This window comes from Dyadobacter ginsengisoli DSM 21015, from assembly GCF_059568735.1.
In genome coordinates this window covers 37,030-58,698 of sequence record NZ_JCANTY010000002.1, presented here as the reverse complement: position 1 = coordinate 58,698, position 21,669 = coordinate 37,030, and the positions used below count along the sequence as shown (strand labels likewise).

General features: G+C 52.7%; 9 protein-coding genes. 5 read left to right on the top strand and 4 right to left on the bottom strand.

The genetic code is table 11. The features are described 5' to 3' along the window. Positions 1 to 4: 4 nt before the first annotated feature. From BP71_RS06685 to BP71_RS06670, 4 genes are all read right to left on the bottom strand, one after another. Complete coding sequence (locus BP71_RS06685; protein WP_496377789.1) at positions 5 to 3,013, bottom strand: amidohydrolase family protein; 3,009 nt, start codon at positions 3,011 to 3,013, stop codon at positions 5 to 7. A 37-nt stretch (positions 3,014 to 3,050) separates the two neighbouring features. Further along, entirely contained in the window at positions 3,051 to 4,511 is a 1,461-nt protein-coding gene (locus BP71_RS06680) for a SusD/RagB family nutrient-binding outer membrane lipoprotein (protein ID WP_496377788.1), read from the bottom strand. Between the two features lie 49 nt (positions 4,512 to 4,560). Then, positions 4,561 to 8,175 carry a SusC/RagA family TonB-linked outer membrane protein gene (locus tag BP71_RS06675; RefSeq protein ID WP_496377787.1) on the bottom strand — a complete coding sequence of 1,205 codons (3,615 nt, stop codon included), beginning with the start codon at positions 8,173 to 8,175 and terminating at the stop codon, positions 4,561 to 4,563. A 203-nt stretch (positions 8,176 to 8,378) separates the two neighbouring features. Beyond that, positions 8,379 to 9,380, bottom strand: a complete 1,002-nt coding sequence (locus BP71_RS06670) for a FecR family protein (protein ID WP_496377786.1) — start codon at positions 9,378 to 9,380, stop codon at positions 8,379 to 8,381. Between the two features lie 562 nt (positions 9,381 to 9,942). Here BP71_RS06670 and BP71_RS06665 point away from each other — a divergent pair. From BP71_RS06665 to BP71_RS06645, 5 genes are all read left to right on the top strand, one after another. Continuing rightward, the gene (locus BP71_RS06665; protein WP_496377785.1) at positions 9,943 to 10,533 is read left to right on the top strand and encodes an RNA polymerase sigma factor; all 591 of its coding nucleotides are present in this window, start codon (positions 9,943 to 9,945) and stop codon (positions 10,531 to 10,533) included. A gap of 187 nt (positions 10,534 to 10,720) precedes the next feature. After that, on the top strand, positions 10,721 to 11,887 hold the full coding sequence (locus BP71_RS06660) for a FecR family protein (RefSeq protein ID WP_496377784.1): 1,167 nt from the start codon (positions 10,721 to 10,723) through the stop codon (positions 11,885 to 11,887). Positions 11,888 to 12,067: 180 nt separating this feature from the next. Continuing rightward, a complete protein-coding gene (locus tag BP71_RS06655) occupies positions 12,068 to 15,481 on the top strand; it encodes a TonB-dependent receptor (protein WP_496377783.1) in 3,414 nt (1,137 codons plus the stop codon). Between the two features lie 81 nt (positions 15,482 to 15,562). After that, positions 15,563 to 17,269 (top strand): RagB/SusD family nutrient uptake outer membrane protein, encoded by a 1,707-nt coding sequence (locus BP71_RS06650; RefSeq protein ID WP_496377782.1) that lies wholly within the window; start codon positions 15,563 to 15,565, stop codon positions 17,267 to 17,269. A gap of 139 nt (positions 17,270 to 17,408) precedes the next feature. After that, positions 17,409 to 21,629 carry a polysaccharide lyase family 8 super-sandwich domain-containing protein gene (locus BP71_RS06645; protein ID WP_496377781.1) on the top strand — a complete coding sequence of 1,407 codons (4,221 nt, stop codon included), beginning with the start codon at positions 17,409 to 17,411 and terminating at the stop codon, positions 21,627 to 21,629. Positions 21,630 to 21,669 lie beyond the last annotated feature (40 nt).

Genomic DNA, 21,669 nt, shown 5'->3' with positions numbered 1-21,669 from the left:
ATCTTTAGTTTTTCTTTTTTAATATATCTTCGATTGGGAATACTTCGCCGTTTCGAATTACTGTGTGCACATTCAGGACATCCTTGATATTTTTGAGAGGGTCTCCCTCGACAATTACCATGTCGGCGAGCTTGCCGCTTTCCAGCGTACCCAGATCGCGGGCAACCCCTAATGCCTCAGCGGAATAAAGCGTAGCGGAGCGAAGCGTCTGATAGGGCGAAATACCACCGTCCACCCAGCTCTGCAATTCGGCATGGTAGCTGATCCCCGGATGAATAATCGGGGAATCAGTGCCGGGCGTGACGTGCCCTCCGCGTTCTACCATGGTTTTGACCGTTTTCTGGATATTGGAAAATGAGGTTAAAAAAGCGGGATTGTTGGCCGCCCGAAGCGCTGTTTGTGCCTTCATTTGCTCGATAACTGCAGGTGTGTAAAATGCGAGGAACTGTTTGTGCCGGAAAAAGTCGGGATCTTTTTCGATCAGCATTGGCATTCCGCCCTGTAAGGAAGCTGTCGGCGTAATGTTCATGCCCGACTTGATCAGGAGCTCGGTAACGTCCTGGTAGGAATTGTTCAGCGCGGTCAGTTTGGGCGAATAGCCGCGTCGGCTTGTCGCTCCCATATGCTCGACCGCATCCACGCCGTAGCGCGTGGCCGGGTAGATCTCATGGGAAGATACCGGCACACCCATCGAATGGGCAAATGCGGTAATGCGGCGCTGCATCGCATCGGGCATGCGTACATAGGTTTTGATCATGTCGAAATCGAGCCGCTTTGCTTTTTCCAATTCCAGTTCGAGTTGTGCGCCCGGGACATTGCCCACATTCATGCCATAGTAAATGCGGCTGCCATCCAGAATGCCACCGGTGTAGAAGTTGCGTGGTCCTAGCCGGCGGCCGCTGGCCCAGGATTCCTTACGTTCGATCACATCGTAGGGGTCACCTCCCGGTTCACGGATGGTGGTAATGCCGTAGCCAAGCCACAACCTGCCCAGGGGCTCGCCCGCAGTGGCCGACTGATGCGTATGCATTTCGATCAGGCCCGGAATGATCGTCCTGGAAGAAGCGTCGATGACCTTGCCGGCCCTGCCCGGCTTATGAGGCTCTATTTTTACGATCCGGTTGCTGCTCACGATCACATCCACATTGTGCTGATAGCCATCGGTCTTGCCGTCGAAGAGTTTTCCTGCATGGATTACATACTGGCCGGCTGGTTGTTTTAATCGATAGCTGAGCCTGAGAGGGATCGTTTCCACGGCGCCGGTGGTTACCCAAACCCGCTTCAATACATCGGTGGCCATGTACACGATGCTTTTCGAATCGCCGGTCCAGCTCGGGGTTTCCGCCAGCTCATTGGTCAGCCTGCGGGGCGCTGCCAACAGGTCGCCGCTTCCGCTCACGGTCACCGTCCAGAGCACACCATCCATGGAAAATGCGAACTTGCTGCCGTCCGGCGACCAGTAGGGACCATTCTTGCCGCGGGTAGAGAGCGTCCGCTCGTTGATCGGCGTCACATAACGGTAGCTTTTGTCGGCAGTCGAGATGATCAGGAATTTGCTGACACCCTCGCGGTACCGGGTGGAGTAGGGGACAAGGGATGAAATGACCATGTACTTGCCATCGGGTGACCAGCTGGGCTGCGAGCCGTCGAAGACCGGCTCGAAAACAGTAGCGGATTTCCCGGACGAAATGTCGATCGTTTTGAGCGCGGTACGTCCGAATACCGACGGATCTTTCTGGTAGTAGGCGATCTTGCTGCCATCCGCCGACCAGGCAGGAAGCGTAATCGGTTCGGCAGCGTCCAGTACCAGGGTTTCCTGGCCGGTAGCCATATCACGTATGTATAAGTCCATGTTCCCCTTCCGGTCGCTGAGGTATGCAAGCTTTTTTCCATCGGCCGACCAGGCGGCGTCAATTTCAATAAACTCGTCGTTGGTGAGCGGCGTGGGAATGTCGCTGCCCTTTTGGAGCAAGTACATATCGCCCAATGCAGTAAAGGCGACGCTGTTTCCGTCCGGCGATACGACCGGTCCCCTGATCCCCTTGACGGGCAGGCTGTTTTTAGTGTTGAAATCGTATTTTTTGGTTTGATACCGATCTCTTCCCAGCGTCATCAATGCCTGGAACGGGACTACGGAGGCCTGGGTCTCACCCAGCTCCCTGCGAATGATCCTGCCGTTTGAAGTGTACAGATATTCGGTGTCCGAATACCAGCTAGCCTTGAATGGAAATACATCTTCTCCGGCTTGCGAAAGTGTTTCCCATTCGCCGCCGCCTACCAGCGCCATATCCAGGACCATTTTACCCTCGATAAAGTTGTTGAAAATGATCCGGGGCTGGCTCGGGTGCCAGGTCGGCGCGCCGAGTTTGCCTGTGGTGGTCAGGAACAGCTTTTCTTCTCCCGAACTAATATGCCTGATATAAATCCCCGGAGCCGAGTTGCGTTCGGAAACATAGCATATCTGGGAACCGTCGGGCGAAAATGCGGGGAAGTAATCGTTGCCGGGGTCGGTGGTAAGTTGCGTGAGTTTGCCGCTTTCCGGTTCCAGTTGCCAGATATCGTAGTTACCGCTTCTGTCGGAAGAAAAAAGCAGCTTGGTCCCGTCGGGTGACCAGCAGGGTTCGCGGTCGTCAAAACTACCGGAAGTATGTTGCATGGGGACTCCGCCATTCGATACGATCGAGTAGATGTGAAAATTCCCATCCCAAAATGCCTGAAATGTAATTTTGGAGCCATCCGGCGACCACACCGGCTGGCGGCAGTCGCCAAGTTCGTCGGTCAGCTGCCGGGCCGGACCACCGTTGGCCGGTATGGTAAATATTGTCCCTTGCAAATCCATTGCAATGGTTTTCTTGTCGGGGGACAGCGCAATGGCCATGTTGGTGCCTTCCGTGAGCGTTACTTTCACCGAATCGGCAGGACACAAATCCGCCCGGACGGGATTCCCGATGATGGTCGTGGCCACACAGAAGAAAAATAGGGCCGGCAATTTGTGGGTTTGAAAAAAAGTCATCCGGTTATCGGTTGGTTTGGTGTGATCAAATGGGTTGTCAGAGGTTTACAGGTGTTTTTACAAACACACCGGGGACTGGTTTGGGGGCGCTGGTATTAGAGTTGACCTCCGCCTCGCTGTAAATCATACGTTCCGGTAAGACGCTGCCGGCACTCGGCGGTAGTTGTACGCCCGCAGCTTCCTTACGGGTACGCCTCAGGTCGTTGAACCCGAGTATCTGTCCATTGAAGGTAAGGTATCTTTCCAACAAAATTTCGCGCAGCAGAGCCTGTTCAGCCGTAACGCCATCTTTGTTGAGCATTCCGCCCGGTGCAATGTCCGAAGTGTTGTAGGGCTCGTACCTGTACGTGTAGGTACCTGTTTTGTAAGTCGCATCCAGGTCTCCGCCCGCATTCAGGTAAGCCCGGAAGAGATTGAGTTTTTCCAGTCCGATCATTACCCCGCTGCTTCTTAACCCTGCTTCGGCCAACGTAAGCATATTTTCCGAATAGGTAACGAGGGGATAAGGTGCCGTTTGGGCGAACAGCCCGCGCGAATTTGTGGTGCTGTTGGTATTGGGAGAAACGGGAATGGCAGTTCCCGTGGCGTTGATCGTGATAAAATGATGGTTGTAACGTGCTGTTTCATCGGTTTTAGCATTACCCCGATAGGTCGTGCTGGCCGGGTTAAGCAATTTGGGAGCCAGCGCGAGCGAAGCGTTGATATCCCCGACACGGCTCCTGGCTATGAAGGCGTACATCAGGTTTTCGTTGACATTCAGCGTGCTGCCGTGGGTTACGACAAGCGAGCGGGCCGCCGAAGCTATGCCCTTTTCCGCCGCCGCATATGCCAGGTCGTATTCCCTGGTCTCCATATAGAACCTGGATTTGAGCGTGTAGGCAGCCTCTTTCCATTTGCCTGCATCGCCCTGATAGAAGATGTCGGCCGTCCCTGGTGAGGTGCCGATACCCGATTCAAGATCGGCAATTGCTTCGTCGAGCAGGGTTTGCAGTTTTTTATAAACTTCTGTTTGCGATTCAAAAACGGGGTTGGGGAACTGGGTAATGTCGGCGGCCTGCGAGTAAGGTATATCCCCCCAGCAGGCGGCGGCAGTACCCAGGGCATTCGCACGGGTGATTTTTGCTATGCCTTGTACCAGCCGGTTGTTGGTTGTCTGGGATTTGGTGATCACCAGCTTGGTCTGTTCAACCACCCCCTGGTATACAAACTGCCAGACGTCGTTGAACGACGCGCCCGTTACATTGTAGCTGTAAATGTCCTTGTACTGGCGGTCGGTGCCGGTAAAGTAACCCGACCACATCGCGGCGACGCGGGCCAGATGTCCTTCCTGTACGGATACATTTCCTAGTTGGGCCCCGGTCAGGATCAGCGAAGCCGACGCGTCGGTCGGGTTGTTCAGGTCTGTGTTCATATTGTCCACCAGCGATTCACAGGACGTTAAACCAGCCATCAGGGCAAGGCCCGCTATTTTTATCAGTTTCCTTCTTGTCGTTTTCATATTGTTTCTGAATCAGATACTCTGAATGGATGCTCGGGTTAGTTAAGCACTAGTAATTTACTTTGAGGGTAAACAGAAAGGAGCGTGTCCCTGGCGTGTTGAAATAATCCATATTACGTCCGGCGGGGCCGCCGGACAGGTTGGTGTCAGGGTCGATACCCACTACCTTTGTCCATAGCAGCAGGTTACGTCCGGTTACCGAGAATTCCACGGACTGCAGTTTGGTTGCCTTTTTGAATGCCTCGGTGTCCAGCCGGTACGACAGCGAAAGTTGACGCAGGCGCGTCCAGCTCCCGTCTTCCACAAACTGCTGTTTCAATGAGCCGAATCCGCTCCCCAGCGTGGTATACCAGCTCTCGTCGAGCAGTACGGGCCCTGCGCCAAAGTCTTTGAGATTGCCGCGGACGGTCGATCCGGCCGGGAATGTTTTGCCTGCGTAGTTTTTGGCGTCGGTCGTCAGGGTTACTTCATTGCCGGTGTCGCGATGTGTGCCAAAATTGTACATAATCCCCCGTGTTCCGCTGAAATAGTCGCCGCCCTGCGAGGTTTCGAAGAGCACGTCCAGGCTGAACTTTTTATAGGATAGCGTAGTTCCGAATCCGCCGATCCAGTCCGGATTCGGATCGCCGACCACACCCGTTACCGGATCCGCTACGGGAAAGCCGTTGGCATCCAGGGTAATTGATCCGTCTTCCTTTAAAAGGTATCGGCTGCCCCAGAATACCCCGGTAGGCTGGCCGACAACAGCTCTGGCGTCCAGAAAGTTCTCGATGCCGCCCACCAGATACAGCGACTGCGTACCGGCCAGATCCAGCACTTTGCTGCGGTTGCGCGTGAAATTTCCGCGAACGGACCAGTTCAGGCCGCCCCTGCGGATGATGTCATAGCCCAGGTCCATTTCGAAACCTTTGTTTTGAAGTATGGCCGCATTGGTGTATTTAGTCGCGAAGCCGGTACTGGGGGCCAACGTTACTGGGACGAGCACATCCCGCACTTTGTTGTAATAGTAGGTTAAACCCAATTTCATCCGGTTGTCGAGCAGGCGCATGTCCAAACCGAGCTCGTACTCGGTTTTGCGTTCGGGTTTTAGATATTGGTCGCCCAGCGAGCTGCCCTGGGTGTAGGCCCCGTTTCCAAACTGCGAGCCCACCAGATTGTCACCCCATGGGTTGGCGCTGTAAATGGTGGAGGAAAAGATCGTGTTGGAACGGTAGGGGAGCGGTTGTACGCCCACAACCCCGTACGATGCCCGAAGCTTGGCGAAGCTGACGGCCGGGGCGCGCTCCATGAATTTCAGTTTTGTAAGCACCCAGGCTATGTCCGCAGACGGATAATAGAATGTTTTGTCAGAAAGTGCCCCAAATGAAGAGGCTGACTCTGCGGCACCGGACAAGTTCAGGAACAATGCCTCGTAAGCCGAAAAGCTGGCGGTGGCGTAGGTCCTGACGGTACGGACCTCGTTTTTCAGGTTCACCGGCGTCCGGTTGAGCGCAGTCGCATTGGCAAAGTTGGCAGGCGCATCCGCGACGAGGAAATTGGTGATTGTTACACCCATGTTGTTGTACTTGCGGTTATTAAGGTTGACGCCGAGTACATAGGTAGAACTGAAATTCGGGCCTAAATCCCCGGTGGCGCGTGCCAGCAGGTCGGCATTGACCTGCGTTTCCCTGGTGACCTGTTCTCTGTATTGCCCCGTCCCTGCACCTGTGATGTCGTTGACAGGGAAGTAGTTGATCTGCTCATCTGAGTAAGTATCCAGCCCTGCGCGCGCGACAATGTCCAGCCAGGAAGCCGGTTTAAGCCCCAGTTCCGCGCTATTCATGACGCGGTCGACGTCGGTGCTGTTCTGCTGTTCGTACAGCGCCCAAAGTGCGTTGTTGTTGGCCGGGTTGATCACGCTCCCCAGGTAGCTCCGGTAACCTCTTTGACGGCCGGTGGCGGGTGAGGCTGTCGGACTGCTATAATAACTGCCCTTGTAATCAGAAATATCGAAGTCGGCCGGGTTACGAAGCAGGCCAACGGTCGCTCCGGCAAGGTTGTTGCCGCGCTGGATCCTGTCGGAAAAGCTCTTTACATAGGCCGCGGTGGCCGACATACGTACCACCTCGTTGAACTTGCGTTCGACGTTGAGCCTGAGTGTCGTCCTGTTGTAAGTGCTATTTCCGCGTTGTACTCCTTTCTGGCGAATGTCGCCAATGCTGAAAAAATAGGTGGTCTTCTGGTCTCCGCCGCTGAGACTTAGTGCATTGTCGATAAAATAGCCGTTCCGGAAAACCTTGTCATAGTTAGAATCGTTGAAGACATCCCTGGAATTCTTTTTGACGATAGGATAATATTTGGTTCCGTCCAGGGCTTCGAAGAATGCTCCGGCCATATTTACTTCGTCGGATGCTCCGGAGCGATCTGCAATCTTGTCGCCCCACGCATTGGCGCCATTGGGATTGTAAACGCCGCCTGCTCCCTGTCCGAATTTATCCTGGAAAGGATGAAAGCGGTTGATCTGATCGACGGAGTACGTGGAGCTAAAACCGATGTTGAGTTTATTGCTGTCGGCCCCTCGCTTGGTAGTGATCAGGATTACCCCGTTTGCGGCGCGTGAGCCCCATAATGCAGCCGCCGAGGCGCCTTTCAGGATTTGCATGGATGCGATGTCGTTGGGATTGATATCGTTCAGACGCGATTGAGGCACTACACCGCCTGACGTGCCGCCTTCCGTGGTGTTGCTGATAGGAATACCGTCTACGACGATCAATGGCTGTGTGTTGCCTGTCAGGGTATTTTGCCCGCGGATCTGGATGAACGCGGCCGCGCCCGGGTCGCCCGCGGCGCGCGAGATCTGTACCCCGGCGGCCTTTCCGGCTAGACCATTGATCACACTCGTTTCACCCGATCGGGTCAACGCCTCGCCGGCTACTTTGCTGCTGGTAGAGCCCAGGCGGTCGGCCGCTTCCTTGAAACCCGAAGCGGTAACAACTACCTCCGACAATGCCTGCACATTTTCGGCCAGTACGACGTGGAAAACAGACTGGTTAGCGATGGCAATTTCCTGGGTGACGTAGCCGATGTAGGAAAACACGAGAATGCCGTCCGTGGAAGGCACTTCTAATTTGAATGCGCCCTGTTCGTCGGTCACCGTACCGATATTGGCCCCTTTCAGAAGTACATTGACTCCCGGAATGCCACTGCCGTTGGCTTTGTCGGTTACTTTGCCTGTAACGCCGAATGCCTTGCTGTCATAGGCCGCGTCGGCATCGGCTTTCAGCAGGACGCTTTGCGGGGCACCTGCGTTTTTTGTGTCGGCTTTTTGAGAATTGTCGTCTTTAAAGAGCAAATAGAAGCCCTCGCGTGACTTTTTGAAATGGATTTTAGCGTCTTTCAGGACAATTTCAAGCATACTTTCTATCGTTAGCTCCTTGCTGGCCGGAACGAGTAATTTACGGTTGATCTGAATGTCGTCAACCAGGCCGGTCTGATAGGCGATTGAAACGTTGAACTTCCCTTCCAGCGCTTTAAGCCCATCCCTGAGCTGAATATATTGCGGTTGATTTCTCTTGTCAGGCAATGGCTTTCCTCCGAGATAGGACATCATTTGAGCCCGGGCCGGGCCGGTATGGCCAGTCAGCCAGAGGAATAGACAGAAGGCAATCCTGGAAATGTTTTTCATAGTGGTCCGCGATAAGGTTAAATAACGAAATAGGTTATACGTAACTCTGGATGATACCTGCGCGCGTTGCCGACCCGGCTCCGGAGGCTGCCGGGCAGTGCTGCGGGGTTTTTCGATGAATGTCAGGTAAATGGGGATGTATACTAAGACTGCTTCCTGTTTGCGGCTCAGGAATACGATGTCTTTCCCCGGAAGCTAACCGGTTACTCGGCCAGGATCAATTTATTATCTTTCTTGATGAAATGTAATTCGAACAAACTGGCAATATCTTCGATGAGGGTAAATGCCTTGCCGGAACCGAGCGGTATCGAGCCGGAAGCTTTTTTGGCTAACAGGTTGCGGTTTTCGACGGACACGGTAACGCCGTAATTCTCTTCCACTTTTTGCAGCATATCCGCCAGCGAAGTACCTTCCAGACGCCAGCGGCCTTCGGTCCAGGAAGAATAGGTCTCCGGGTTTACAATCCCTTTCTGGATAATGCCCGCGCCCGGATCGGTGATGCGGACCATGTCGCCAGGCCTGAGGTAAACCTCTTTTTGTTTTCCGGGCAGGGTTAGTTTGATACTTCCCGATTTGAGCACAATACAACTTCTTTTCAGGCGGTCGATGACGTTGAATTGCGTACCGAGTACCCGGATATTTTTGCCGTTCGATAAATGCACGGTAAAGGACGAATCCGTCCGAAGATGTCGTACGTCAAAAAACGCCTCTCCTTCCAGCCAGATTTCCCGGGGGCGCCCAGCCCAGGAAGCCTGGTAGCGCATCTTGCTGTTCCCGTTCAGAACTACCCTGGATTGGTCGGGCAGGACGACCTGACGGGTTTGGCCGTAGGTAGCCGCAACATAAATAAAGTCCTGTTTTCTCAGCCAGGTCCATGCAAATGCTGTGACAAGCACGAGGCCTGCGGCTATCGCAAGATATTTTTTTAAATTCTGTTTTTGACGAAAAGGGGAAGATCGCGTTGTCTTCCGGAAGGTTTTTGAATGCGAAATCTGTTCCTGTGTGTTCGTCCAGACCTCTTCTTTGGCCATTATCAGATCTCCCAGTGTCTTTTGCTTACCTGGCTGGCTTTCTTCTTTCATCCAGTCCAACGCCAGAGAAGCATTTTCCGGATGCGCCGAAAGCCATTGCTCTACCGCCTCATTTTCCATGGAAGTTGTTTGTCCATTGAAATAGCTCACAACCAGCTTTTTTGATACCTGCATAACGATGGCGCTTCTGTAAGGAATATCGGTTAACCCTCCTAACTAATAAGAGATTGTTTTGATGTCGACACCCTACGTTGAGGCTAAGAAATTTTTGAAAATATTTTTTATTGGTTGATAGCCAATGAATAATAACCCGCTTGACAGGAATTCTCAGTCAAGCGGGTGCCGTACCGGCGAAACCTTCAACGGGTCTCAACCCGGACGGGAGATCCCTGGTCATCTTAATGACAAGCGAAGAAGTAGGGCTCGATTATTTAGCTATCGATAAGGCCAATTTTTTCTCCGTTACTATGGATGGAATTTAGATGTAAGGCGGTTAAATCGTGAAGAAAACGCCTGCATGCGAAAATAGCAAGTGTATTAATTGGTGAGAATTAGGCGATAGCGCTGTCTTTTTTACCAGTGTTCGTTGATCAGCTTTATCGGGCGCGCACAGTACTTTGCCTGGTAAATTTTTAAAGTTTACAGTAAAATGAGGTCGGTGGGAACTTAGAAAACCTAAATGCAGGACAAGCCAATATCTTGTTCTTAAGTAAGATTTTACAATCAGGGTTTACCGATGCACGCAGGCCCTCTTAAAGATGAAAAGGAACTTTTGGCGAAAATCTCGTCCGGAGACGCCCGTGCATTTGCCATTCTTTTTGAAGGTTATCAGGGACTTGTGTATTCTTTTGCCAAACGGCTGACGCGCTCCGAAGCTTTGGCCGAAGACGTTGTGCAGGAAATTTTCCTGAAAATATGGCTAGGCCGGGAAACCTTGAGGGCGGTCGATAATTTTGGAGCCTACCTGAACCGTGCCGTCCGCAACCACTCGTTGAATGTATTGCGACAGATAGCCCAACAGGCAAGGATGTCGCAGGAGTTGAGCATTGTGACACCCCAGGAAATACGGGAAACCGAGGCGTACATGGATTTAAAGGAATCGGAAATGATCCTCCGCCAGGCGTTACAATCACTTACTCCCCAGCAGCGGCAGGTTTTTCTGCTTTGCCGCGAAGACGGCCTCAAATATGAAGAAGTGGCGGCGCGACTGCATATATCGCCACTTACCGTGCATTCGCACATGAAGCAAGCGCTCAAATCAATCCGTAGCTACTTTAAGAACAACCTGGGCGCGTATCCGATTTTACTTTTCTATCTTTTTAAATAAATCCCGGGTCCGGCATCTTCCCATCGCCGCACCTTTGTCCTAAGGCTGATCGTGGCTGATTTCCAGGTACAACAAAAAAAAATATAAGAATTTTTCATTTTCTTCTACCCGTACCCGTTTCCTGGCGTGTCAATACACCAAAACAGCTCCATTTGTCCGGAAGTCTGAATAACCGTTGTTGCCGCCTATGAATAGCCGCTTAGCCGAATTACTGTCGAGGTATCTGAACCAGACCGGGTCGGATAGTGAAATGCAGGAATTTTTTGCACTGGTAGAAGATCCCGCTAATACCGACGAGCTCAAATCGCTTTTGGGCGATGCCTTCTCGATCCAGCAGGTTTTTGAATCGATACCGGCGGACAGGGCATCGCAGATGATAGCCGGCATTGTCGGAGATGAAAATACAGCCACTGTGGAAGACGAGCATCGCATTTATCCGCTCTGGAAAAAGCTCTCGGTGGCTGCTTCGGTTCTGATCATCGTTTCAATCGGCTTGTACCACTACTACCGGCAACCGGGCACCGAAATGATTGTGCCTGCGGTTACGTATGCTACGGGAATCGGGCCGGGCGGAGAAAAGGCAATGCTAACGCTGGCAGATGGCAGACAGATTGAGCTCAACAGTGCCAGGCAGGGCGAAATCGCTACTCAGCCGGGAATCAGTATCCGGAAGACAATCGACGGGCAGATCGCTTATTCCATTCAGTGGCAGCGAAATAGCAATGAGGCATTGCCTGCTGTTAATACGATATCGACGCCGGTAGGCGGCCAGTATCAGCTCGTCCTGCCGGATGGAAGCAGGGTGTGGTTAAATGCAGGCTCGTCGCTTCGTTACCCCACTTTTTTTACAGGTTCAGACAGGCTTGTCGAACTGGTTGGGGAGGCGTATTTTGAGGTTGCACCGAATAAAAAAATGCCTTTCCGGGTTAAATCCCAAGGTCAGACCGTGAAGGTGCTAGGAACCCATTTCAACGTCAATGCCTACGAGGACGAGCCCGGTGTTAAAACAACGCTGCTGGAAGGCTCCGTCCAGGTCAATGCGCAGCGGCTCCTGCCCGGTCAGCAGGCGTTGTTCACCGAAAAAGGGCTGTCGATCAGGCAGGTCGATACAGAGGCGGAAGTCGCCTGGAAAAACGGGGAATTTGTCTTTAACGGGGAAGACTTGCAGACGATCATGCGCATGGTTGCCCGGTGGTACAATATAGAAGTTGTTTACGGAAGCCCACCGGGAGATCTACGCTATGGTGGGGAAGTTTCCAGGTCGAAGAACCTGTCCGATATTCTCAAAATGCTTGAGGCGACCGGGGACGTCAAATTCAAAGTAGAAGGAAGGAGGGTGACAGTGATCAGATAAACCTCTTCCGCCGGAGGCTTCAAAAAAGCCGGGAGTGCGGCTAACACGCCCGGCCACAGATTGAAGCTGACCTGATAAAGTGTTTCGAGCATTTACCAATCAAAACAATCCATTCAAATGTACAAAAAATCTACCGAGCACATCGGTATACGTCATTGCTATGCCCACAAATTGCTGCTTATGATGAAGTTGATTTTCATTCTGTCTCTACTGACGATGCTTCACGCGACGGCAGATGACGGCTATGCGCAAAACATCAATATCCGCCAGCAGAACGTGCCGCTGGAAAAGATATTCCGCCAGATCCGTAGACAAACCGGCTATGATTTCTTTTTCAATCAGCAATTGCTGAAAACCGCCAGGCCGGCCACGCTGAATATCAGTAATGGCACGGTCGAGGAGGCCCTCCGCCAATGCCTGGCCGGTCAGCAGCTCGATTTTTCGATTGAGAACAAGATCATTATTATCAAAAGAAAGGTTGCCGAAAAGCCATCTGCAATGATTGTTCTGCCGGTTGAAAAGCCTGCCCGGCTCCTGACTGGCAGGGTTACGGATGAGAAGGGAGAGGCACTGCCCGGCGTCAGCATCCTGGTCAACGGCACGCAGCAGGGGACAACAACGGGCGCTACGGGCAACTTTGAGCTCAACATTGCAGACCAGGATGCGGTACTGATTTTTAGTTTTGTCGGTTTTATCAAAAAGGAAATCACGGTCGGCAGCCAGACGAACCTTTCGGTGAGCCTTTCTCCCGAGGAAAAGGCCTTCGAGGAAATTGTGGTGGTAGGCTACGGGGTCGAGAAGAAAGAAAATCTGACAGGTGCTGTTTCCACGATCAGTTCGAAAGTAATCGAAAACCGGCCGGTAACCAATGCGGTAGCTGCTTTGCAGGGAGCCGCGCCGGGGCTTGTAGTTACCCGTAGCAGCGGGCAGCCCGGCAATGAGGGTTATAACCTGAACATCCGGGGTTTTTCCTCGCTGAACGGGACGAACAGTCCGCTGGTGATCGTTGACGGGGTGGAAGGGGATATGTCGATCCTTAACCCCAACGATATCGAGAATATTTCGGTGCTCAAAGATGCCTCGGCCGCCGCGATCTATGGTGCCAAGGCGGCGAGCGGTGTGATTATCGTCACCACCAAGAAAGGCCTCGCAGGTCGTCCGAAGCTGGAATACAGCATGCTCTACACGGTCAACAAGCCTTACCGGATGCCGGAGCTCCTCAATTCGTGGGAACAGGCTGAAATGGAGCGGACAGCCAATCTGAATGCCGGCCTGGCCCCGGGTTTCAGCGACCAGCAGATCGAATGGATGCGGACAGTGAAGGACACCGTTTTACGGCCCGACGGCAATCTTGACTATTATTTCAATACCGACATTCTGGGCATGGTCATGCGAAAGACGACTTCCAGCCGGAACCATAACCTTGCGCTCAGCGGTGGTAATGATAAGACGCAATACCTGATCGGGCTGGGTTATTTTTCGCAAAACGGGATCTTCAAATTCGGCCCCGACAATTTCAAGCGTTACAATTTCCGCTTTAATCTCAACCAGAAGCTTTCCCGTATTTTCACCATCGATTCCCGGATCAGTTACGGATATACCGATGCGAACTATCCGAATGGAAATAAAATTTCCGGCCAATACGGGTATATGTATAATTTTTACACCCAACGCCGCAGGTTTCCTGTCTATCTCCCCGGTTCAAATGATACAAAGTTCGCACAGGGATCAGGATACGATTATTTTCTCAGACTGAAAGAGGGAGGCTATGACCGGTCTGCAAACCACAACCTCAACGGCGTGTTCACCCTGTCGGCACAGGTTGCCCGGGGGCTTGTTTTGAAAGCAGTGTATGGTCCGGGGCTGGTTTTTAACAATGGGGAGAGTTTTAACAGGCCCGTGGCGCGGTGGAACTACAACAACCCCGCGGGCCCTTCGAGCTATACCTTTCCGGCGGCGAGCCTGAACAAAACCCGGTTTACGCAGGTACAGCATAACATACAGGCACTGGCCGACTACACCTGGAAACTTGGCGAGAACCATCATTTCCATGCATTGGGTGGTTATGAATACAAAAGCTACAATTTCGACCAGATGGGCGTGGCGGTTACAGGTTTGATCTCCAACGACATTCCGTCGCTGAACGCCTATGCGCCGACTTCTTCTTTCGTACCCTCGGACAATATCCAGACCAATGTGTGGCTTTCATATTTCGGCCGGTTGAACTACAATTACAAGGACAAATACCTTTTCGAAGGAAACCTGCGTAATGACGCCTCGTCGCGGCTGGCCCCCGGTTACCGCAGCCAGACCTTCCCGGCATTCTCCCTGGGGTGGGCGATAGATAAGGAGGATTTCTTTGAACCAGTCTCCCGTGTGGTCAGTATGTTGAAACTCCGAGCCAGCTGGGGCAAACTCGGTAATGCACAGCTCGGGGCGCTCAATTCGCGAAACTACGATTACATCGCGCAGCTGGACGGTGGCCCGGCGTACCCCTTCAACAACCTGATCAACAAATCCTACTATCAGGCCGACTTGCCCTCTTCCGGGCTTGGCTGGGAGACGGTGCAGACAGTGAATGCGGGCCTGGATTTCGCGTTTTTTAAAAACAGGCTGACAGGTAGTTTCGAATACTTCATCCGTGATAATAATGACATGCTTATTACCATCAATTATCCGTCGACGCTGGGCATGAACCCCCGGACAACCAATGGGGCATCCATGCGTACGAAGGGTTGGGAGCTGACATTAGGCTGGCGCGACAAAATTGGTATGGCCAATTATTTTGTCAACTTCAACCTGGGGGATAATACCAACAAGATTACCGCTTACAAAGGCCAGACGACCTACGCCGAAGGGGTAAACCGCGCCATCGAGGGGTATCCGATCAATTCGATATTCGGATTCCGCAGCGAAGGCTACTTTACCGATGAGGCCGATGTACAGGGTCACGCTTTTCAGCATGCCAAAACCGCGGCAGGGGATATCAAGTATCAAGACATGAATGGTGACGGACGGGTCGACATCGGGTCGGGTACCGAGCAAAACCATGGCGACCTTATTTATCTGGGGAATACCAGCCCGCGCTTCAGTTTCGGATTGAACCTGGGTGCCGACTGGAAGGGCTTTGATTTGGGGATGATGTGGCAAGGGGTGGGCAAGATCAACCAGTTTCTTGCACCGAACCTGGTTGTACCGAAGGCTGCCGCCTGGATACAACCTTTCCGCGCACAAACCGACACCTGGACACCAACCAATACCGGTGCCAAATACCCGCGCCTGTTCAACTTCAATACCGACAATGTGTATGGCAATCCTGATTTTTTCAACGGCCGCACATCCTCGCACTGGATACAGGATGCTGCCTACATCCGGTTGAAAAACCTCCAACTGGGCTATACATTTCCGGTAAAGGTGGCCAGCCGGATCAAGTTGCAACGCTTGCGGATCTATTTTACGGGGCAGGATCTGTGGGAGGCGACCAAGATGTGGTTTCCCTATGTTGACCCGGAGACTCCCTCTGACCCCACCAGGGCCGCGTGGGCATACCCGCTTTTCCGTTCATATGCATTCGGCCTGAACATCACCCTGTAACCGGCAGCCCATATTGCCTGCCCAATTTTAAAGACTATTATGACATCGATTTCAACAAAAAAATATAAAGGCTTCCGCTGCATGGTACTTTGGCTTGCCTTCATGTGCGCGGCTTGCTCGGAGGAACTGGACCAGAAACCGACTACCAGCATTACCGACGCTAATTTCTGGAAAAGCGCCAATGACCTCGCTTTGGCTTGCAATTACCTGTACAGCTATTTGCCGGGGCACAACCAGGCTTCTACCAATGTTGTATTTTATCAGGCGGCCCCTTTCCAGGACTTTTATGCCGACGACTTTTTCGGGAATGGAGGCAATAGCGTCAGCAACGGGACGCAGCTGGTTCCGGCCAGTTCGCCTGAATGGACGGGTTATTATAAACTGATAGCAGCGACCAACAATATCATCCAAAAAGCACCGCTTGTTCAGGGCGACAGCGCGGCGGTGAACAAGTACGTAGGGGAAGCCCGCTTTTTCCGGGGTTTTGCCTATTTTGAACTTGTCAAGCGTTTTGGCGATGTGCCTTTGATCCTGAAAACGCTCACGGAATCAGATCCGGAGCTGTTAACACCCCGCACCGACCGCCAGGTGGTTTACGAACAAATTTACGCAGACCTGAACTATGCCGCCGCGAAATGCCCTTCGCCGGAAAGACAGTCGGCAGCCGAATACGGACGCATAACCAACACCGCCGCGCTGGGGCTTTTGAGCAGGGTAGGGCTTTTTGAGGGCACCAGACAGAAATATCATAGCTATGGCAGTCCGGAGAAACATCTGACGGCTGCGCTCAATGCTGCAAAAGCCATCATCGATGGAGGGAAACATAATCTTTACACCAATATGGCCTCCCGCGACAGCAGCTACTATTACCTGTTCCAGTACCAGTCTCAGGGAACATCGCGACCGGCGGCAGGCATACCGACATCGGTAGGCTCGTATGCGGTCAACAAGGAAGGTATTTTGCCAAAGCTGTATTTTGGCGGAGGGGGCGTCAACGTGCTTTCGCAGTTTATCTCAAACAGCCTGGCCAACCGAAACTACAAGGCGACCAGGCATTTGATCGATCAATACCTGTATTCCGACGGCCTGCCAAAGTCGAAATCGCCATTGGCCAAACCCAGGGAGCTGAATACCCTGACCGAATTTCAGAATCGTGATCCCCGCCTGGGTATGATGATCAACAATAAGAACTCCTATAATCCTACGGCGGCTTCCGGGGGCGGGAAATGGCTGTTGAACGTTTTCTATATTCCCAGAAAATGGCTGCATTACGTGGATAATGCCAACAATGGCGGGTTTATCAATTTTTATGCGATCAGGTATGCCGAGGTGCTGCTTAATTACGCCGAGCTGTTGTTTGAACTCAATGGTAGCGTGAGCGATACGGAGCTGGATTTGACCGTGAATGCCATCCGTAGCCGTGCCTCCGGAAACGACCCCCGGAAGCTGGCCGTCCTCACAAACAGTTTTGCACAAAGGCAAGGGCTGAACATTCGGGACGAGATCCGCCGTGAAAGGGAAGTCGAGCTGGCAATGGAAGGCTTTCGCTACTGGGACCTGATCCGCTGGAAGACAGCCGAGATCGAGCTCCCCAAAGATGTCCTTGGCCCGCGGATCTTCCCGGCGGAACTCCAAAAGGGAACCGCAATCCCGCCTTTGAATGCCGACAGCGTTTCGATTTACGAGCGAGGCCGCCAATTCGACCCGGCACGCGACTATCTATGGCCGGTTCCAACGAGAGAAATAAGTCTTTCCGGCGGTATTTACACGCAAAATCCTAACTGGTAGTCCCCTTAGCCCCTTGCGCCGGCTGTTGTAAATGATTGCCGGCGCACGGACCTTTCCGCTGTTCCCTGAAGGCTGCTCATGGTCACCATTCCTGGTGATACAGCCATTCCCATGTCCGTTTATTTCAAATCCAGTATCTATGAAACAATTATCGCATCATTTTAAAAATTGGACAATGTCTGTGTTTTTTGTGGTTTCGCTAATATGTACTGCTCCTTGTGCTGCGCAGGAGTTTGGTCAGATCGTCCGGCGTATCGATTCGCTGCAAAGGGCCGGTACGACTAACACTACAATGGATTATTTTGTCACCACCTTTCTTCCCACGTTGCAGAGCGACGGCTCGTGGGCAGATCTGAATTATTCCGATAACAGCGCCTCGTTCCCCTGCCTGGCCCACATTTCCTCACGGGTAATGAATTTTGCTCTGGCCTATACCAATCCGGTCAATCAGTATTACCAAAGCAGCGGTTTGTACGCCGGTATTTTAAAATCGTTGCGGTTTTGGTATACCCGAAACCCTCAGTCGTCGAACTGGTATGACAACCAGGTGAATTGCCCGACGGCCCTGGGCCGAATCCTGAGCATTATGCGACAGGCGAATACGGGACTGCCACAGTCACTGGAAGATAGCCTGATCAACAACAGGATGGAAAGCAGTTATTTCAATCCGCCATCAGCTTACACGGGTTCCAATATTCAGGTGGTAGCCTATCATTTTGCGATCAGCGCCGCGCTGCTTGGCAATAGCGCCAAGCTTACTGCGGCCACTAACGCAATTTATAACGCGGTTGTGATATCGGCCGTAGGTACAGAAGGACTTCAATATGATAATTCCTTTTTGCAGCATGAAACCGGGCAGATGATCGGCACTTACGGCAATGCATTTGCCGCCACCTCGTACGCGTGCGCGGTGGTCTTTTCGGGGACTTCTTATCAAATGCCGGCAGCTAAGCGAAACCTGCTTTCCGGCTTCTACAAAGACACTTATCTGAAAACGATCCGTGGAAGGTATTTTGATTTCAACGTTCTGGGGCGGGGTATTGCGTCGCCCGGTGCCTCAACGCCACCGATCAGCGTCATTAACCATGCCAAAATGGTCGATCCCGCCAACCTCGCTACCTGGAATGCGGCACTGGCAAGGTTTCAGGGCACGCAGCTCGCGAGTTACCAGGCGCCGTCCGGGCACAAGCATTACTGGCTGGCAGACTATGACCTGCACCTTCGTTCGGGCTATATGTTCAGCACTTTTCTCGTTTCGTCCCGTACGCGACGGATCGAATCGATCAATGGCGAGAACCTGTTGGGCAAGTTTCTATCGGACGGGGCGACCAATATTCGCCGCCGGGGCGACGAGTACCAGGCTATTGCGCCGGTTTGGGAGTGGGACAAGATCCCCGGCGTGACCAACCGGGACTATGCCACAGACGCGGGGTCGGCCGTGCCTAATGCAGGTGTGTATAATCCGGTGCCAGGTAGTACGCGTTTTGTCGGCGGGGCCACCGACAGCACCTACGCCGTGGCGGCTCTCGACCTGAACTTTGACGGGGTGACCGGTAAAAAGGCCTGGTTCCATTTTGATAACGAGATCGTTTGCCTCGGGGCGGGCATCCGAAGTACCCAGGCTGAAAATATCACTACGACTGTGAACCAGTCGTGGCTGAGAGGGAATGTTACACTTTCCGAAAACGGAAGCCAGACCACGCTGGCAACAAGCTCAGTTACGAACACGACACCCACTTGGGTGCTGCACGATAGTACCGGTTATTTCTTTCCCTCCGGCGGCAACCTGTCGGTCAGCACCATGACTCAGACCGGCAACTGGCGCCCGCGGATCAACACAATGAGCAATATTTCAAATGTGACAATTTCGCAGGAGGTTTTCAAGTTGTGGTTCAATCACGGCGCAGGCCCGATCAATGCGAAGTATGCTTATATAGTAGTGCCTAATCTTGCCAGCACGTCGGCTATGGGCGTATATAATACATCGGATATAGAAATACTGGCTAATTCTGATAGTGTACAGGCGGTCAAACACGCTGGCCTTCATATTTTGCAGGCCGTATTTTATAGAGGAGGCAGCATTGCAGATACTTCTTCGGGAATGAAAGTTCAGGTTGACAAGCCGACTGTCGCGATGGTACAAAATGTGGGGCAAAACACGGTAAAGGTTACCGTCGCCGATCCGACGCACCAACTGGTGGTGATCAATCTGGCTGTTACACTCCCGGGTGCCGGGGCGGCGGTCAATAAGAGGGTTACGCTTCCTTCGGGCAATTTCAAAGGATCCTCGATTTCCTTTTCGGTTGATATCGGCGACGTAAGCGATCCTGTTGAACAGGCGCCGGATACCGTGGCACTTTTTACCAGAACTCCGCTGGCAGACGCTTACGTGCGCAACGGCACATACGCGGGCATCAACTATGGAAACAACACCAGGCTGGTTGTCAAAAAGGATGCGGCAGACTACGCGCGCGAGTCGTTCCTGAAATTCGACTTGCATGGTCTGCCTGCTCATTTTTCCACAACAACGGCCAGGCTGAGGCTCTACCGCGCAGCTGCCGGGCCTACTGCCGGTATGACGGGTTGGAAGTTATACAAGGTGGGTGATAACAGTTGGACTGAAGGCGCTCTTAACTGGGACAATATGCCAGGCGCTGGCGTACTGATCGACAGCGTGGCGGGTACGACCGGGACCGGTTATACCGAGTTCGATATCAGCAGCATCTTTACGGGAATGTCTTCCGATAGTACGATTTCCTTCAAACTGGTGTCCACGGTTCAAAATCAGAATGCATATGTCGAATTCAGCTCGCGTGAGACAGCGGGTGTTGCGCAGCGCCCCGTCATTATTTTGGAGCCATTTTATAATGTATTTCAAAGCGCAGGCCCCGTCGATCTTGCTTCGATCAGCAATTGGCAGGTGTATGACGGAACCGAGTGGCGACTGCCGAGGCCAGGGAATGCGACTCCCAATGGTTTTGCAAAATCGGTACTGATCAGGGACGGGGATAGCTGGCAAAACAATATTGCTGCGACAAGCGTCGCCAGTGGAGCGACGATGACGGTGGAAACGTCTGTTTTCGGCGCTTTCAGTACCACTTATAAATTGACCAATAACGGTGTGATCACGTTTTCAGGCACAGCGGCGCAGACCATTCCGGGACAATCGTCGCTGAATGGCGGAAGCTGGGGTAACCTGGTGATCAATAACCCCGCAGGTGTTAAGTCGACGCAGGACGGCGGCAACTTTTTCCGAGTTAAAAATCTGGATTTACAACAGGGCGTATTTACCGCCGAAGGTAAAACAGGCCTCTCTATGTACATTGATGGCTCGATTACCCCAGGCTCCGGAAAGATCGCGACCAGCATCGGCGGTGGTGGCACTACATACGGCATTTATATGAGTGGCAGCAGTGCGCAGCAAATACCCGCAGGTATCTTTCTGAACGATAACGTTCAGCGCCTGAATATTGCCAATGCAAGCGGCGTTACCTTACAAGGTCCGCTGACGGTGGGTGGTAACCTGGTTTTTAGTGCGGGGAAACTCATTCTGGCGTCTGGTGATTTGTTGGTAAGAGGGACGATTGCCGGTACCGATGCCAGCAGATTTATTGTCACCCCAAACTCGGCGGGGCTGCGTCTGGCGGTGGGTGCCGCGACGAAAGCTTTTCCGGTTGGCCCTGCCACCGGAAGCTACACGCCGTTATCGATCGCCAACACCGGTACCGAGGACTATTTTACCGCCAGGGTACGGAATTCGCTCGCGGGGCTTTCGATCAATGATCCGGCCAAGGTTATCCCGGTGGTTTGGGAAGTGGCCGAGGAACAGGCTGGTGGGAGCAATGCAAAGTTTACTTTCCAGTGGAATGCGTCCGATGCGCCCGGGTTTTCATTCAGCGGCGGAACTCATATTATTGGCCATTTCACCGGCGGTAGCTGGCAGCAACAAGTCACGGTAATAAACGGCGCCGGGCCATTTACTACGCAGAGCGCTGTTCCTTATACGGCCTTTTCACCCTTTGTGATCGCTATGGACAGTGCCTTCAATCAAACTCAGCTATCCGGAAATCGAACCGGTTTTGACGTGGGCGGGTCAGCGCCAGGTCCGGGTGAGCAGGCCGGTATTTCGCTAAAAGTCTATCCGAATCCATCCGTATCCGTACTGAATATATCACATCCGGCGGCCGGAAGCAGGGCGTCGATTCGCATCATTGGCGCCGACGGGCGGTTGCTGCGTACGACGCAAGTCGGGCCGGGTAATGTGCAGACCGTTGTAGATATCTCAGCGCTGGCACCAGCAATTTACCTGCTTCATTTTCAAGATCAAGGCAGGTTTTTAATGTCGCGGTTTGTCAGGTAACCAGATCGAATAATGCCTTCATGCATGTGCCAACAAGGCT